General features: G+C 65.0%; 12 protein-coding genes. 4 read left to right on the top strand and 8 right to left on the bottom strand.

All coding sequences use genetic code 11. The annotated features are described in order from the left end of the window. The 3 genes from AAG813_RS07005 to AAG813_RS06995 all read left to right on the top strand — a co-directional run. Window positions 1–1,094: DUF1800 domain-containing protein (locus tag AAG813_RS07005; protein WP_341913243.1), on the top strand; the 1,094-nt coding region annotated here is incomplete at its 5' end. Between the two features lie 30 nt (window positions 1,095–1,124). Then, complete coding sequence (locus AAG813_RS07000) at window positions 1,125–2,486, top strand: DUF1501 domain-containing protein (protein ID WP_341913242.1); 1,362 nt, start codon at window positions 1,125–1,127, stop codon at window positions 2,484–2,486. Window positions 2,487–2,586: 100 nt separating this feature from the next. After that, complete coding sequence (locus AAG813_RS06995) at window positions 2,587–3,402, top strand: NUDIX domain-containing protein (RefSeq protein WP_341913239.1); 816 nt, start codon at window positions 2,587–2,589, stop codon at window positions 3,400–3,402. A 123-nt stretch (window positions 3,403–3,525) separates the two neighbouring features. Here AAG813_RS06995 and AAG813_RS06990 read toward each other — a convergent pair whose 3' ends face one another. The 5 genes from AAG813_RS06990 to AAG813_RS06970 all read right to left on the bottom strand — a co-directional run bounded on the left by AAG813_RS06990 (window position 3,526) and on the right by AAG813_RS06970 (window position 11,021). Next, complete coding sequence (locus tag AAG813_RS06990; RefSeq protein ID WP_341913237.1) at window positions 3,526–4,755, bottom strand: multidrug effflux MFS transporter; 1,230 nt, start codon at window positions 4,753–4,755, stop codon at window positions 3,526–3,528. A gap of 18 nt (window positions 4,756–4,773) precedes the next feature. After that, window positions 4,774–6,441, bottom strand: coding sequence for a Na/Pi cotransporter family protein (locus tag AAG813_RS06985; RefSeq protein WP_341913234.1), 1,668 nt, complete (start codon window positions 6,439–6,441; stop codon window positions 4,774–4,776). 118 nt (window positions 6,442–6,559) lie between these two features. Further along, window positions 6,560–7,060, bottom strand: coding sequence for a signal peptidase II (gene lspA / locus AAG813_RS06980; protein ID WP_341913266.1), 501 nt, complete (start codon window positions 7,058–7,060; stop codon window positions 6,560–6,562). Next, a complete protein-coding gene (ileS, locus tag AAG813_RS06975) occupies window positions 7,060–9,879 on the bottom strand; it encodes an isoleucine--tRNA ligase (protein WP_341913232.1) in 2,820 nt (939 codons plus the stop codon). The genes lspA and ileS overlap by 1 nt, the downstream gene beginning before the upstream one ends. Window positions 9,880–9,986: 107 nt before the next feature. Beyond that, entirely contained in the window at window positions 9,987–11,021 is a 1,035-nt protein-coding gene (locus AAG813_RS06970) for a bifunctional riboflavin kinase/FAD synthetase (protein ID WP_341913229.1), read from the bottom strand. Window positions 11,022–11,197: 176 nt separating this feature from the next. Between AAG813_RS06970 and AAG813_RS06965 the strand changes: the two genes are divergently transcribed. After that, window positions 11,198–11,755, top strand: a complete 558-nt coding sequence (locus AAG813_RS06965; RefSeq protein ID WP_300511629.1) for an HNH endonuclease — start codon at window positions 11,198–11,200, stop codon at window positions 11,753–11,755. Between the two features lie 493 nt (window positions 11,756–12,248). Here the strand turns inward: AAG813_RS06965 and AAG813_RS06960 are convergent, their stop codons facing one another. From AAG813_RS06960 to AAG813_RS06950, 3 genes are all read right to left on the bottom strand, one after another. Further along, a complete protein-coding gene (locus tag AAG813_RS06960; protein ID WP_341913264.1) occupies window positions 12,249–13,625 on the bottom strand; it encodes an alpha/beta fold hydrolase in 1,377 nt (458 codons plus the stop codon). 78 nt (window positions 13,626–13,703) lie between these two features. Next, the gene (locus AAG813_RS06955) at window positions 13,704–14,819 is read right to left on the bottom strand and encodes an acyl-CoA dehydrogenase family protein (protein ID WP_341913225.1); all 1,116 of its coding nucleotides are present in this window, start codon (window positions 14,817–14,819) and stop codon (window positions 13,704–13,706) included. Between the two features lie 38 nt (window positions 14,820–14,857). Continuing rightward, window positions 14,858–16,039, bottom strand: a complete 1,182-nt coding sequence (locus tag AAG813_RS06950) for an acyl-CoA dehydrogenase family protein (protein WP_341913223.1) — start codon at window positions 16,037–16,039, stop codon at window positions 14,858–14,860. Between the last annotated feature and the right edge of the window lie 113 nt (window positions 16,040–16,152).

The following is a 16,152-nucleotide window of genomic DNA, read 5'->3' as shown; positions in this document are numbered from 1 at the left end:
GCGCCGCGGCGCAGGCCGCCTTGCCCGGCGCGGGTGGCGCGGAAATGTTCAGCCGCGACATGGCCCAGAGCGCCGCGGCTTGGCGGCTGATGGCCTGCAGCGACCCGGCGCTCGAGGCCCCGCTGCTGGCCCGCATGACCGAGTTCTGGTTCAACCACCTCAATGTGTTTGTCGGCAAGGGCACGGTGCGACCCTTTGTCGGGCACTACGTCCTCAACGTGATCCGGCCGCACGCGCTGGGACGTTTTGAAGACCTGCTGCTGGCCAGCGCGCAGCACCCGGCCATGCTGTTTTACCTGGACCAGGCGCAGAGCAACAGCCGCGGACTCAACGAGAACTACGCACGCGAACTCATGGAGCTGCACACCCTGGGCGTGAACGGCGGCTACACGCAGGCCGATGTGCGCGAGCTGGCCCGCATCCTGACCGGCTGGACGGTGAACCTCAAGGACGGCGAGGGTTTCCGTTTTGCCGAACGCCTGCACGACCGCGGTGACAAGACCCTGCTGGGCCGTCCCTACAGCGCCAACGGCATGGCTGAAGGCGAGGACGCAATCCGCCTGCTGGCGCGCCAGCCGGCCACGGCGCGGCGGATCGCCACGCGGCTGGCCAGCATTTTTGTGGCCGACCAGCCGCCACCGGCGCTGGTGGACCGCCTGAGCAAGACCTTTCTGGCGACGCAGGGCGACATTCGCGCGGTCATGCGCACGCTGGTGTCGGCGCCCGAGTTCTGGGCCGAGGGCAACCAGCTCTTCAAGACACCGCTGGACTATGCCTGCTCGGTGCTGACCGCGGCCGGCGGCGTGAAGGAGCGCCGCGACATGGCGCAGGCCCTGGGTTTTCTGGCGCAGGCCGGCCAGCCCATGCATGGCTGGCAAACCCCGGACGGCTACAAGACCGATGCCGCCACCTGGCTGGCGCCCGAGGCGCTGACCCGGCGCGCCGACTACGCACTGGGCCTGGCGCCGCGCATGGCGGAACCTGCCTACCTCGATGTGTTCCTGAGCGGTCCGACACGTGAGCGCATCGCCCGCGAGGCGGCCCCGCTGCGCACCGGCCTGCTGCTGGCCAGCCCCGATTTCATGCGCAAATAAAACCGAGAAAACCGAGCCCAGGAGTTGTCCATGCATCCCGATCTGTTTATCGCCCGCCGCCGCCTGCTGCAGCTGGGCGCGCTGGCAACGCTGCCCGGGGGCGCGGGCGCCTGGGCGCAGGCGCAGGCTCCCGGCAAGACCGCGCTCGACAGCGGCCGCCTGGTGGTGGTGTTGCTGCGCGGCGCCTACGACGGACTGTCGGCGCTGGTGCCTTATGCCGACCGTGACTATTACGCGCTGCGGCCCAACATCGCGATTGCCGCGCCCGATGGCACGGCGCAAACCGCCCTGCGCCTGGACAACACCTTCGCGCTGCATCCGGCGCTGGGCCCGCTGTTGCCGCTGTGGCAGCAGGGCGTGCTGGGTTTTGTGCCGGCGGCCGGGCTGCCGGCGCCGAACCGCTCGCACTTCGACGCGCAGTACCAGATGGAAATTGCCCGGCCCGGGCGCACCAGCAGCGCCCCGGGCTGGCTCAACCAGGTGGCCGGCCTGCGTGCCGGCGCCAAAGGCCCGGCGGTGGCGCTGGGCGTGGGCGAGGCCAACCCGGCGATTCTCGGCGGGCCGGCGGCAGTCAAGCTGATCCCGCGCGGCCAGGCGGCCGAACGCACCGGCGTGCTGGCCAACGACAAAACGCGCCAGGCCCTGCTGGACCTGTACGCGGGTGACGACAGCATCAGCCAGGCCTTTCGCCAGGGGGCCGGCAGCCGCATGCAGAGCGCGCAGGAACTCAGCAGCGAAAAAGCCGCGGCCGACGTCCGTCGCCAGGCTATGGCCGGCGACAGGCCGATGGCGGCGCGCCAGCTGGACCGCGACGGCACGCCGGCCAGCGCCCAGGCCCAGTCGGCGCAAATGCTGGCGGCCAGCAACGGCGCACCCGACCCGGTGGGCTTGCAGCTCGATGCCCGGCACCTGGGCACGCTGATGCGCAACGACCGCAGTCTGCGCCTGGGCTTTCTGTCGGCCGGCGGCTGGGACACCCATGCCAACCAGGGCGCAGCCACCGGCCCGCTGGCCAACAACCTGGGCAATCTGGCGCGCGGCGTGGCGCAGCTGCGCCGGGATTTCTCCGAACCGGGTGACGTGATCGTGGTGCTGAGCGAGTTCGGCCGCACCACGGCGGAAAACGGCACGCGCGGGACCGACCACGGTTTCGGCAATGCGATGTGGCTGATCGGCAACCGCGTCAACGGTGGCCGCTGGCACGGCCAGTGGACCGGCCTGGCCCACGGCAACCTCAACGAAGGCCGCGACCTGCCGGCCCACCACGACTACCGCGCCGTGCTGGCGCAGGTGCTGCGTCGCACCTTTGCGCTCGATGATGTGCAACTGTCTGCGGCATTGCCCGGCGCCAACTGGGACAGGCGTCTGGACGGGCTTTTGGCCAAGGCGTAAGACGATTTCTGGCTTTGGCCCCCTGGCTACCGGCGCAAGCAGCTATTGAATACATAGCACATGTGGGCAAGAGCAACCCGGGCATGGCTTAATACGGCCCATGAATCCTCCAGCCTTTGACCCCGCCCACCTTCGCGCACTGCGCGCTGCCGCCACGCAAGCGCCGCTGCGTCCGCGTGTACCGCTGTGGGCCGGCGAATCGGTGATTGGTTCTGTGGAGCCCGATTTTTTGCATCAAATCACGCTTGAGCCCTTATTCGACGGGCGCAAACAGCTATCAAAAGAAGAGCGAAATGGGCAGACAGGCTGGCACCTGCAGGGCGAGATCACGCAGGGACTGAACCGCGTGGCCGCTGCCCTGCACGCTGTGGGGCTGGCGGGCGCCTGGCGTGACGAGCAGCTCGCCGTGTGCGACCCGCATGGCCGGCGGCTTGGCACCGTGGAGCGTGCGGCGGTACGCCCGCTGGGCATTGTCACCCAGGCCGTGCACTTGGTCGGGCAGGCGCCCGACGGCCGGTTCTGGGTGCAGCAGCGCGCATGGGACAAACCCAACGACCCCGGACTGTGGGACACCCTGATGGGCGGCATGGTGTCGGCAGCCGACACGCTGGACAGCGCGCTGGCACGCGAGACCTGGGAGGAGGCCGGCCTGCACCTGCTCGAGCTGAAGGACCTGCGCTACGGTGGGCGCCTGCACACCTGCCGGCCTGCCAGAGACGGGAACGGCGCAGGCTACGTCAGCGAGCACATCGACTGGTACCGGTGCACGGTGCCCGAAGGCATGGTGCCGGTGAACCAGGACGGCGAGGTTGAGTGTTTTGCCCTGTTGGACGGGAACGAGCTGCTGCGCCAGATGCAACAGGGCCAGTTCACTCTGGAAGCCGCGTTGATCCAGGCCGCGCTGCTACAGGCGTAAGCGGCATCGCCTCAGGGGTGGACTCCCCTTCAAGCCGGGGCCGCGGAACCGGCTTTGCCGGGCCGCAGGCGCAGCGCCCCCTCGGGGGGCAGCGACCCGCGCAGCGGCGGAGCGTGGGGGCCTTTATTCATTCACCGCCCGGCCGATCTCCGGCCAGCGGTGGTGCAGGTAGAGCCAGGCCAGCAGGCCGATGCCCATCATCAGCAGCGACACGGCGGCCAGCGCCACGGTGGAGTGCATGATCAGCGGCGCGATCACGCCGGCGACGATGCCGTTGGCGGTCGAGCCGATGAAGGCCTGCAGCGACGAGGCCATGCCGCGCCGTTCGGGGTAGAGGTCCAGCACCAGCAGCGTCACCACCGGCACCATCAGGGCCCAGCCGAAGGCGAAGATGGCAATCGGAAACAGCGCCCACGAGACATGGGCCTTGAACAGCAGGTTGGCCGCCAGGTTGAGTACCGCAATCACCAGCATGATCACAAAGCCGTGGCGGATCTGCTGCTTGGGCGCGATCCGTCCTGCCATGCGGCCACTGACCCAGGCGCCCGCCATGATGCCGGCAATCGTCAGCACGAAGAACCAGAAGAACTCCGTTGGCGCCAGGCCCATGTGCACGCCCAGGAATTCGGGTGCCGCCAGCACGTAGAGAAACATGCCGTTGAAGGGCACGCCGCTGGCCAGCGCCAGCAGGAAAAACCGCGCGCTCGAACCGAGCTGCCAGTAGCCGCGCATCAGGTGTTTCACATTGAAGGGCTGGCGCTGCGTGATGTGCAGCGTCTCGGGCAGCAGCTTGTAGTTGGCGGTCCACAGCAACACGCCGATACCGGTGAGGAACCAGAAGATCGCGTGCCAGTTCAGGTGCACAAACAGCCAGCCGCCGATGATGGGCGCAATCGCCGGCGCCACGCCGAAATAAATCGTCACCTGGCTCATGACCTTCTGCGCCTGGGCCGGCGGGAACATGTCGCGGATCACCGCGCGCGAGACCACGATGCCGGCGCCGGTGGACAGGCCCTGCAGCGCCCGGAAAAATACCAGCTGCTCAATGCTTTGCGACAGCGCACAGCCGGCCGAGGCGATGGTGAACATCGCAATGCCCCACAGCACGACCGGGCGGCGGCCGAAGCTGTCGGCCAGCGCCCCGTGGAACAGGTTCATGAAAGCAAAGCCGAACAGGTAGGCCGACAGCGTCTGCTGCATCTCGACCGGCGTGGCACCCAGCGAACGCGCAATGCCCGAAAACGCCGGGATGTAGGTGTCGATGGAAAACGGCCCGAGCATGCCCAGCAGGGCCAGCAGCACCGCCAGGGCCCAGCGCGGTGCCCGCCAGAGCTGGTCGGCGTCGGGGTTCATCGCGGCATGTCCTGCCGGTCAGCGGGAGACGGAGTCACTGAAGGCGCTTTGGCGCAGGCGGTTGGGCACCAGGGCGCCGGCCGAATCGAGGATGGGGTAGGCGATGGAGCAGATGTGCGAGTTGATGCGTTTGAGGTCGCTGATCAGATCGATGTGCAGCGAGCTGGTTTCAATGCTCTGCACGGTGTTGTCCGACAGCCGGCCCAGGTGGGTGTTGGCGTAGGCACGCTCGAGGTCGCGGAAACGCGCCTTTTCCTCCAGCAGTTTTTTGGCATCGCGCACATTGCCATTGAGGAAAACGCTCATGCCCAGGCGCAGGTTGTCGAGCAGTCGCTGGTGCAGCTCGCAGATCTCGGCCATGCCGGCTTCCGAAAAGTTGCGGCCAGGCTTGATCTTCTTGTCCTCGATGTCGATCAGAATGCGCTCAATGATGTCGCCGATCTGCTCCATGTTGATGGTGAAGCTGATGATGTCGGTCCAGCGCCGGCTTTCTTCCTCGCCCAGGGCCTCGCGCGAAATCTTGGTCAGGTAGTACTTGATGGCCGAGTACAGCTCGTCCACCGTGTCGTCCATCTTGCGCAGGTCTTCGGCCAGCCGCAGGTCGTTGCGGCGCATGACTTCCAGCATCCCGATCAGCATGCTCTCGACCACGTCGGCCTGGTGCAGGGCTTCGCGGGCGGCGCACGAGATGGCCAGCGACGGCGTGGTCAGCGCCGACGGGTCCAGGTGGTGCGGTCGGCCGCCGGTGGCACCGCCCTTGACCGGACGCGGCAGGAGTTTTTCAACCCAGCGTGCCACCACCTGCGTCAAGGTGATGAACACCAGGCCTACCAGCACGTTGAACATCAGGTGAAACAGCACCACTGTGGTGGCCGCCTCGCCGAGGAAGGGCCGCACATGGCGCAGCCACAGGCCGACCAGGGGTGCGGCGGCGGCGACACCGAGCAGCTTGAAAAGGAAGTTGCCCAGTGGCACCTGGCGCACTTCGATGGCCGAGCGGGCCGTGGTCAGCACCGCGAGCAGGCCGCTGCCGAGGTTGGCGCCCAGCACCAGACCCAGCGCCACGTCCAGCGGAATCACGCTCGAGGCGGCCAGGGTGGCTGTCAGCAGCACGATGGCCAGGCTGGAGTAGGACACCACAGCCAGCACCGCGCCGACCGTGATCTCCAGCAGCAGGTCGCTGCTGAGTGTGCCCAGCAGGGCCTTGACGGCTGCGTTCGAGGTCAGCACCGCGGTCGAGTCCGTCACCAGGCGCAGCGCCAGCAGCATCAGCCCCAGGCCGATCAGGACGCGGCCGAAACGTCCGACATTGGTGGTCTGGCGCGAGATGAACAGCACCACGCCGCTGAAGATGAACAGGGGCGAGAGCCAGGACAGGTCAAACGAGAACACCACCGCCATCAGGCTGGTGCCGATGTCGGCGCCCAGCATCACGGCCAGTGCCAGCGGCAGCGCGATCAGCCCCTGGCCGACAAAGGAGGAAACGATCAGCGCGGTGGCGGTGCTGGACTGCACCAGCGCGGTCACACCGAGACCCGACAGGGCGGCAGTGAAGCGGTTGCCTGCACTGCGCGACAGCACGTGTCGCAGGTTGGCCCCGAACACGCGCAGGATGCCGGTCCGAACCAGGTGGGTGCCCCAGACCAGCAGCGCTATGGCTGCCAGCAAATTCAACAAATGCTTCATAAGTGTGGAGGACCACTATAACGCCGGTGTGCGTGCGACTGGCGCTTTGCGGCAGGGGCCGTGCATTTTTCACCACGCTGCCCGTTGCAGGCAGGTGGTGCAAGGTCGGAGGAAGCGCCTATTTCGCCTTCCGCACTCGCAGCAGTTCGTCCAGCACCAGGCAGATGGCTCCGACGGTGATGGCGCTGTCGGCGACGTTGAAGGCCGGGAAGTGCCAGCCGGCGTAGTGGAAGTCCAGAAAGTCGACCACATAGCCGTGCAGCGTGCGGTCAATCACATTGCCGACCGCGCCGCCCAGAATGCAGGCCAGCGCAAAGGAAAACAGCTTCTGCCCTGCATGCGACTTGAGCATCCACAGGATGAAGAGAGCCGCCGCGATGCCGATGGCGGTGAAGAACCAGCGCTGCCAGCCCGACGCGGAGGCCAGGAAGGAGAACGCCGCGCCGGTGTTGTGCACCCGCACCACGTTGAAAAAACTGGTGACATAGGTCGCGTCCCCGAGCTGGTAGTAGCCCAGGATCAGCACCTTGGTGAACTGGTCGGCAATCAGCAGGATCAGCGCCAGACCCAGCCAGGGCAGCAGGCTGGTGGAGGTGGTGCGGAAGGTGGTTGTGGCCATCATGCAAATTTCCTGTCTTCACCCGCGCCGTAGAGGTTGCTGGTGCAGCGCCCACAGATCGTCGGGTGAGCAGTGTCGTGGCCGACGTCGTCCCGGTAATGCCAGCAGCGTTCGCATTTGATGGCGGAACTGGCTTCGGTCCCAATGGCTTGTGCGCTTCCAGCTATCAAATTTATAGCGGAGGTGATGAAGACGAACTTCAAATCGTCGCCCAGGCTGGCCAGCAGTGCATGGTCATCGGTCGTGACTTCGAGCGTCACTTTGGCCTGCAGCGACGAGCCGACCTTGCCGTCGGCACGCAGGGCCTCGATGTCCTTGTTGACGGCGTCGCGCAGTTCGCGGATGCGGCCCCATTTGGCCAGCAGGGCCGCATCGGGCGTGGCCAGCTCGGCATAGGTTTCCATGAAGATGGATTCCGAACTGCCGGCGAACTTCCAGGCTTCCTCGGCGGTGAAGCTCAGGAAAGGCGCCATCCAGCGCAGCATCGCCTGTGTGATCTGGTGCAGCGCGGTTTGCGCGCTGCGCCTGGCCAGCGACTTCGGTGCCGTGGTGTACAGCCTGTCTTTCAGGATATCGAGATAGAAGGAGCCCAGGTCTTCGCTGCAGTAGATCTGCAGTTTGGAGACCACCGGATGGAACTCGTAAACCTCGTAGTGCGCCAGGATGTCGGCCTGCAGCTGCGCTGCGCGGCTCAGGGCGTAACGGTCGATTTCCAGCATCTGGTCCAGCGGCACGGCGTCTTTGGCCGGGTCGAAGTCACTGATGTTGGCGAGCAGAAACTTCAGCGTGTTGCGCACGCGCCGGTAGGTGTCGACCACGCGCGCGAGGATCTTGTCGTCGCCGGCGATGTCGCCCGAGTAGTCGCTGGCGGCCACCCACAGGCGGATGATCTCGGCACCCAGCTTCTTGCTGGTTTCCTGCGGATCAACACCGTTGCCCTGCGACTTGCTCATCTTGCGGCCCTGGCTGTCCACCGTGAAGCCGTGGGTCAGCAGGCCTTTGTAAGGCGCGTGGTCGTACATCGCGCAGGCGGTCAGCAGCGAGCTGTGGAACCAGCCGCGGTGCTGGTCGTGGCCTTCGAGGTACAAATCGGCCGGCCAGGTGGACTGGGCCGCATGGCTTTTCTGCAGCACGGTGTAGTGCGTGGTGCCCGAGTCGAACCAGACGTCGAGGATGTCGTTGCTCTTGGTGTAGAACTCGGCATCCGCGCCTATCAGCGATTCGGCGGTCGCCTTGCTCCACGCCTCGATGCCTCCCTCGGCCACCATGGCGGCAGCCGTGTCCAGCAACTCCATGGTGCGCGGGTGCAGCTCGCCGGTGGCGGTGTGGATGAAAAACGGCAGCGGCACGCCCCAGCTGCGCTGGCGGCTGATGCACCAGTCGGGCCGGCCGGCGATCATGTCGCGCAGGCGGACCTTGCCGTTTTCCGGGTAGAAGCTGGTTTCATCGATCGCGTTGAGCGCCAGCTGGCGCAGGGTCTGCGGCGCCTTGTCCCTGGTGAATACGCCTTCGCCCTCGTCCATGCGGATGAACCACTGGGCGGCAGCCCGGTAGATCACCGGCGTCTTGTGGCGCCAGCAGTGCGGGTAGCTGTGGGTGATGGTTTCGGTGGCGAACAGGCGCCCGGCGTCGCGCAGCGCGTCGATCACCAGCGGGGCGGCTTTCCAGATGTTGAGTCCGCCGAACAGCGGCAGCTCGTCCACATAACGGCCGTTGCCCTGCACCGGGTTGAGGATGTCGTCCACGGCAATGCCGTTGGCGACGCAGGAGTTGAAATCTTCCACGCCGTAAGCGGGCGATGAATGCACGATGCCGGTGCCGTCGTCGGCGGTGGCATAGTCGGCCAGGAAGACCGGGCTCAGGCGACGGTAACCCTCGTTGACTTCATACAAGGGGTGCATGAAGTTGAGCAAGGCAAGGTTTTTGCCTTCGGTGGTCGCCAGTACGGTGCCGGTGAGTTGGAAACGCTCCAGACATTTCCCGACCAGCGAGGCGGCCAGCAGCAGGATGCCGCGCTCGGTATCGACCAGCGCGTACTCCAGATCCGGGTTCAGGTTCAGCGCCTGGTTGGCCGGGATGGTCCAGGCCGTCGTGGTCCAGATCACCGCAAAGGCGTCTTTCGCCAGATTTTTCAGGCCGAAGGCGGCGGCGAGTTTCTCTGGCTCGGCCGACTTGAAGCCGACGTCCAGCGTCTGCGACTTCTTGTCGGCGTATTCGATCTCGAACTCGGCCAGTGAGGAGCCGCAGTCAAAACACCAGTACACGGGTTTCAGGCCGCGATACACAAAACCGCGTTCGATGATGCGTTTGAGCGCGCGGATTTCATCGGCCTCGTTGCCGGGGTTCATGGTCAGGTAGGGGTTGTCCCATTCGCCGAGCACGCCCAGACGCTTGAAGTCTTCCTTCTGCAGCGCGATCTGCTCGGTCGCGTAGGCGCGGCTTTTGGCCTGCACCTCGTCGCGGCTGAGCTTGCGGCCGAATGTTTTTTCGATCTGGTTCTCGATCGGCAGGCCGTGACAGTCCCAGCCCGGCACGTAGATCGCGTCCAGGCCCTTGAGCTGGCGCGCCTTGACGATCATGTCCTTCAGGATCTTGTTGACCGCGTGGCCCATGTGGATCTGGCCGTTGGCATAAGGCGGGCCGTCGTGCAGCACGAACTTCGGCTTGCCGGCGCGCACGTCACGCAGCTTTTTATAGATGCCTTTTTCGTCCCACTCCTTGACCCAGCCCGGCTCGCGCTTGGGCAAGTCGCCGCGCATGGGAAAGGGAGTGTCGGGCAGGTTCAGGGTGCTGCGGTAATCGGTTTTGTTGTCGGACATGGGATGCTTTTGTTGAGGCGGCCGGTGAGGCCGGACCGCCGGAATACGGGTCGGGAAGAAAGCCGTTCGCCCGGAGGAAGGGACGGGGCCAGAGGCGATGAGATCGTCTAAATTCGGTCGCGCGTGGTCTGGCGGCTGGTTTCCGTGTGCATGGAGGCTGAAAATGACTTCGCGGCCTCGGCAAAAAACGCCCGCGCATCGTCGCAGTCCCTGGCGATGCCTGCCTTGAGGCTGTCCAGACCGTCGTATTTCAGTTCGTCGTGCAGTTTGTGTAGCAGTTCCACGCGGATGATTTTACCGTATGCCTCCTCCGGTCCCAAGCCGGCCGGCCAGGCCAGGCAATGGGTTTCCAGCAGCACCCGTCCGCCGTTGACGTCGGCCGGGTCCAGCGAGGGCCGGATGCCCAGGTTGGCCACACCGGGCAGGGGCTGGTCCGACAGGCCGAACACCTGCACCGCAAAAATCCCGCTGGCTGCCGGTTTCCAGTGGGAAAAACGCAGGTTCAGGGTCCGGAAACCGAGCTCGCGCCCGAGCTTGCGGCCGTGCACCACATGGCCCGAGATGCTGTACGGCCGGCCCAGCAGGCTAGCCACCCGTGTCATCTGGCCCTGGGCCAAGGCCTCGCGCACGGCCGAGCTCGACACCCGGGTGTTGCTCACCTCGTAGCTGTTCATGCGGGCCACGTCAAAGCCCAGGCGGTCGCCAGCGGCGTCGAGCATGGCGTAGTCTCCCGTGCGTTTGGCGCCAAAACGGAAGTCGTCGCCGACCAGCACGTAACGCGCGCCCAAGCCCTGCACCAGCACGTCTTCGATGAACGCCTGGGCCGGCTGGGCGGCCAGCCGCGCGTTGAAGGGCAGCACCACACACTGGTCGATGCCGCAGCGCGCCAGTTCGGTCAGCTTGTCGCGCAGCGTGGCGATGCGCGCCGGCGCCAGCTCGGGCTTGCGCGCCACGGCGGCGAAGTAGTCGCGCGGATGCGGCTCGAAGCTCATCACGCAACTGGGCACGCCGCGGTGTTGCGCCTCATTTTTGAGCAGCGCCAGCATGGCCTGGTGGCCGCGGTGCACGCCATCGAAGTTGCCAATCGTCAGCGCGCACTGCGCCGCAAGCTGGGGGTGGTTGTAGCCGCGGAAAACTTTCATTGCGAAACTTTCATGCCGCCAATTATCGTTTTAATAGCGCCTCAGATCAGTTGGCTGCGGGCTGAGGGACGAAATAGGGCTATTGCCCCGGCTTTGTCATGAATTCGCTGTATATTGATGGTTCAAGCAGTTTGAGTCCGGTTTCCAAGCGTTTTTTTTAAATGTTGGAGGTTCGTTTGAAGGTCTTGAAGCTCTCAGCCCAGGGGTTGCCGCAGTCGTGGATCAGCCTCGAACAAGCCGTGCTGCACTATGCCTCGGATGAAGTGCGCTGGGAGATGGGTGCGCAGGTGGCCACGTTTCACGGCGGCCACAATGCCATCACCGGCAACCAGTCCATCATCAACGTCAACAGCATCATCGGCACCAAGGGCGTGCCCAACATCAACCCCTTCGACCTCAAGCCCGGGCTGACCAACAGCAAGCTGTTCGCCCGTGACCGCAATGTGTGCGCCTACTGCGGCGACCATTTCCACGAGGAAGACTTGACCCGCGAGCACATCATCCCCTTTGCCCAGAACGGCATCGACACCTGGATGAACGTGGTCACCGCCTGCCGCGCCTGCAACCACCGCAAGAGCAGCCGCACCCCCGAGCAGGCGCACATGCCGCTGCTCTACACCCCGTACGTGCCCAGCCTGTGGGAAGACTTCATCCTGCGCAACCGCCGCATCCTGGCGGACCAGATGGAGTTTCTGATGGCGCATGTGCCGAGGACTTCGCGGCTGCTGGTTTGAGCGTGGCAGTTTGGGTCTCCCGGCTCCTGCGGCAGATCTGACCACTGGAAAACGACAGAAATTAGGCCGCCATGCCAATGATCCAAGCAGGTTCAAGTTGAATCGGTGGAACATTCCCGACTGGCTGGAGGATGAAGTCCTTGCGCGGGATTCATCATGCGTCTATTGCAGAGTCGACTTTTCGCTTCCAACTACATCGCCCTCCTGGGAGTACATCGTCAATGATGCAAAGATGGTGACGCGCCAAAACATCGCTCGATGCTGCACGTCCTGCAACGCAAGCAAGGGCGCAAAAGATCTGAGGGCGTGGCTTGCGTCGAACTACTGCAGGCGTAAAGCCATAGCCGAACTTTCTGTTGCCCAAGTTGTGCGAGAAGCGCTATCCATCTCTCCATCCCACGCAGGCGCCTGATGCGCTCCGGTCCAAGGGCGAACACACGCATCATCCTGGCCGTCTTTTGAGTCTCTGCAGCGGCAAACGCGCTTCAAAACCTCAGTAAGTCAGCTCCAGCACCACCAAGTGCCCGTCCGCCAGCGGCCAGGTCCGACCGGTGATCTTCTCACCGTTGAACTCCGCCGCAATCGGGCGAACACCGTCCTGGCTCAGGTTGATCTTGGAACTCGACACGCCCGCGCCCGCGGGCGGCACGCCCGGCAGGGCTTTGCCGTCGAACGACATCTTGTCGCGCGTCGCGTCGAAGTAGCCGCGTGGCCGCGTCAGCGTGATGCTGGACTTGGCGGCTTTGTCGGCTTCGGCCGGGCGGTCGGCGCGCAGGTGGATGAGCTTGCTGGAGCGCGGGAAGGGGCTGCGGTAGATGTGGGTGGTGGCATACCCCGGCGCGCTGATGACAAATTCGTATTGGGTGCCGGGCTGGGCGGTGAACGGTCCCCAGAGGCCGTCGGCGCCCACGGTTTTGCTGTGGACTGCGCTGCCCACACGTGCGCCGGTTGCCGCGTCGGTGGCGTACACCGCCAGTTGCGCGCCCGGCAGCGGCAGGTTGTTCGAATAGTTGCCCGAAGCCGGATCGGTTGGGCGCAGGCCCAGGCCGGTGATCTTGCCGTTGAGGACCAGCGGTGTGTCGGGCTGGATGGTCGTTGTCTGCGGGGTTTTTCCGGTGATGAAACGGTAGGTGGCCTCGAACGCCGCCGGTGAAAAAGAAGTTTCGCGGTGGTCGACGCGCGGCAGTACGAGGTTGGTCGCGCCCTTGAGGGCCGGGCCCTCGAAGCTGACGTTGGTCGGTGTGCCCTTGGAGCCTATCCACACGCCGTCGGGCTGGGCGAACTTGTCGTTGTTGTCCGAGCGCAAGGTCAGCCACTTGACGGGGCCGGTGACTTCGTCGCCGGCGGCGTTCTTCGAGGCATTGAGTGCGGTCAGGAAAGGCCCGGTGCCGGAAAACTCGTTGGCTTCGCGGAAACCCTTGATGGCCCACACGCCGTGGTTGGGCGTGCCGCCCAGAATCGCGTGGCTCACGCGGCTGGCGCCGCCGCCGTTGTAGATGTAGTTGCGCACGGCATACCCGCCGCGCGAGTTGGCAACCAGCACGACCTGGCGGGCGCCCGTGGCCTGCAGCACCTTGTCGACTTCCGCTTTGAGGTAGGCCATGTGTTCCGCGGACGAGCTGCGTCCCGGCTGGGCCTTGCCGTCTTCGTCGCGCGCCAGCGGGTAGGGCAGGTCGATGGCGTGCAGGCGTTCGCGCGGCCAGCCGTTCGATTCAAAACGCCAGATCGTGGTCTGCCACAGCGCGGCGGTGTCGCCGTTGCCGTGCACAAACACGATAGGCGGCTGGTCGCCGGAGGAAGGCGTGGTGGCGCAACCGGCCAGCACCAGGCCGGTGGCAGCAAGCACAAGAAGAAGGCGGCGGTGCAGCATCATGGGGGGTCTCCTGGCATTAAAAAGTGCCCGTGGTTCGTGCCACGGAGCATCGTTTCTCAATATGTCGCCGGCAAGTCAGGCAAACACGCCCGCCGTGTCCTGCATGCGGGCCGAGACCTCACCCAGATGATGCAGGGTGTCGCCGAAGCTCATTTCCATCTGCGTCAGCCGCTTGAAATAGTGGCTCACGATGTATTCGTCGGTCACGCCGATGCCGCCATGCAGCTGCACCGCCTGCTGGCCGACAAAACGCATGGAGACGCCGAGCTGGTACTTGGCGCGGGCCATGGCGGCGCGGCGTTCGGCTGCCGGCGCATTGAGCTTGAGCGAGGCGTAATAACTCATGGAGCGGGCCAGTTCCAGCTGCATCTTCATGTCGGCCACGCGGTGGCGCAGCGCCTGGAAGCTGCTGATCACCACGCCGAACTGCTTGCGCGTGTTCATGTACTCGACGGTGATGGCCAGGGTTTTGTCCATCACGCCGACGGCTTCGGCGCAGGTGGCGGCGATGCCGATGTCGGTGGCGTGCTCCAGCGCCGCCAGGCCGTCCAGCGTGATCAGTGTGGCCGGTGCGTCCTTGAGCACCACGTCGGCCGCGCGGCCGCCGTCCTGCGTGCCGTAGCCGCGCGTGGTGACGCCCTGGGCCGTGCGCTCGACCAGGAACAGCGCGATCTTGCCGTTGGCCTGCGCCGGGACGATGAAGGCATCAGCCTGGTCACCGGCGGGTACTATGTTTTTGGTAGCTGTCAGCGCCCATTCGGCGCCGGCTGCAGTCGCTTTTGCTTCACAAACATCGAGTTGGTAGCGGGCGACGCGCTCCTGCGAGGCGAGCATCACCAGTGCTTCGCCGCTGGCGATGTTTGGCAGCCACGCGGCTTTGACATCGGCGGGCGCGTAGCCGGACAACACGGCGCCGGCGATCAGGGCCTGGGCCAGCGGTTCGAGCACGATGCCGCGACCGAGTTCCTCCATCACGACCATGCCTTCGACCGGGCCCATGCCGAGTCCGCCGTCATCCTCGGGGATGTAGAGGCCGGTCAGGCCGAGTTCGGCCAGCTGGCCATAAGCCTCGCGCGAGAAACCGCCGGCCTTGGCAATGCCGCGGCGGCGCTCGAAGTCGTAGCCCTTGCTGACCCATTTGCCCACTGCATCGCGCAGTTGTTCCTGGTCGTCGCTGAAATCAAAATCCATGCTGATGCTCCAAATTTTTGAGGTTGCGCAGTGAGCTTTCAGCCCAGAACGAACTGCGACACGATGTTGCGCTGCACTTCGTTGCTGCCGCCGTAAATCGTGGTCTTGCGCATGTTGAAATAGGTCGAGGCCAGCGGCGCGTCGGCCGCCATGCCGCCGGGGAAGTTGCCTTGCCAGCCGGCTTCCATGGCTTCCTCGATGAAGGGCAGGCTGTAAGGACCGGCCGCCAGCATCATGAGCTCGGTGTAGCGCTGCTGGATTTCGCTGCCGCGGATCTTGAGCAGGCCGGCGATGTCCAGCGAGTTCTTGCCGGACTTTTCGGCCGAGAGCACACGCAGCACCAGCATTTCGAGGGCCACCACATCGACTTCCATCTTGGCGATTTCGTCGCGGAAGCGCAGATCGTCATAGACACCTTCGGCCTTGGCGATGCGTTTGAGGCGCTCGAGTTCGCGTTTGGCGCGGTTCACGTCGGCAATGTTGGTGCGTTCGTGGCTGAGCAGGTGTTTGGCGTAGGTCCAGCCCTTGTTTTCCTCACCGACCAGGTTCTCGGCAGGCACTTCGACATTGTCGAACCAGACCTCGTTGACCTCGGCCTCGCCGTCGAGCAGCACGATGGGCCGCACGGTGACACCGGGCGATTTCATGTCGATCAGCAGGAAGGAAATGCCGGTCTGCGGCTTGCCTTCGGTGCTGGTGCGCACCAGGCAGAAAATCCACTCGCCGTACTGGCCCAACGTGGTCCAGGTTTTCTGGCCGTTGACGATGTATTTGTCGCCGACACGTTCTGCGCGGCATTTGACCGAGGCCAGGTCCGAGCCCGAACCCGGTTCGCTGTAACCCTGGCTCCACCAGACTTCGCCGCTGGCAATGCCGGGCAGAAAGCGTTTTTGCTGCTCTGGGCTGCCGAAGGCCATGATCACTGGCGCCACCATCACCGGGCCGAAGGGCACGACGCGGGGTGCACCGGCGAGGGCGCATTCTTCCTCGAACAGGTGTTTTTGCACCGCGTTCCAGCCTGGGCCGCCAAATTCCTTGGGCCAGCCGTGGCCGAGCCAGCCTTTTTTTCCGAGGATTTTGGCCCAGCGCTGCATGTCGTCGCGGCTCAGGCGCAGGGCGTTGTGCACCTTGTGCGAAATGTCGGCCGGCAGGTTGGCGTGAACCCAGGCGCGAATGTCTTCGCGGAATGTCTGTTCTTCGGGGGTGAAAGCGAGATCCATAAGATGCGTGTCTCCGTCGGGTTCGAGTTACTGCTGCATTTTTAGCACGGTCGTTCGGAATTTTATGTCCCAGTTGGGACAAATAGCGAGCGATTCCACCTTGCAGAATCGGG

The sequence above is a fragment of the Polaromonas sp. YR568 genome (assembly GCF_943371715.1).
Classification (GTDB): Bacteria; Pseudomonadota; Gammaproteobacteria; order Burkholderiales; family Burkholderiaceae_C; genus Polaromonas.
This window is presented reverse-complemented; position numbering and strand designations above follow the sequence as displayed.

Bases quoted from the DNA above. Each gene is read 5' to 3' on its own strand.
- AAG813_RS07000 (WP_341913242.1), top strand. From the start codon at position 1,125: ATGCATCCCGATCTGTTTATCGCCCGCCGCCGCCTGCTGCAGCTGGGC.
- AAG813_RS06995 (WP_341913239.1), top strand. From the start codon at position 2,587: ATGAATCCTCCAGCCTTTGACCCCGCCCACCTTCGCGCACTGCGCGCT.
- AAG813_RS06990 (WP_341913237.1), bottom strand. From the start codon at position 4,755: ATGAACCCCGACGCCGACCAGCTCTGGCGGGCACCGCGCTGGGCCCTG.
- AAG813_RS06985 (WP_341913234.1), bottom strand. From the start codon at position 6,441: ATGAAGCATTTGTTGAATTTGCTGGCAGCCATAGCGCTGCTGGTCTGG.
- lspA (WP_341913266.1), bottom strand. From the start codon at position 7,060: ATGGCCACAACCACCTTCCGCACCACCTCCACCAGCCTGCTGCCCTGG.
- ileS (WP_341913232.1), bottom strand. From the start codon at position 9,879: ATGTCCGACAACAAAACCGATTACCGCAGCACCCTGAACCTGCCCGAC.
- AAG813_RS06970 (WP_341913229.1), bottom strand. From the start codon at position 11,021: ATGAAAGTTTTCCGCGGCTACAACCACCCCCAGCTTGCGGCGCAGTGC.
- AAG813_RS06960 (WP_341913264.1), bottom strand. From the start codon at position 13,625: ATGCTGCACCGCCGCCTTCTTCTTGTGCTTGCTGCCACCGGCCTGGTG.
- AAG813_RS06955 (WP_341913225.1), bottom strand. From the start codon at position 14,819: ATGGATTTTGATTTCAGCGACGACCAGGAACAACTGCGCGATGCAGTG.
- AAG813_RS06950 (WP_341913223.1), bottom strand. From the start codon at position 16,039: ATGGATCTCGCTTTCACCCCCGAAGAACAGACATTCCGCGAAGACATT.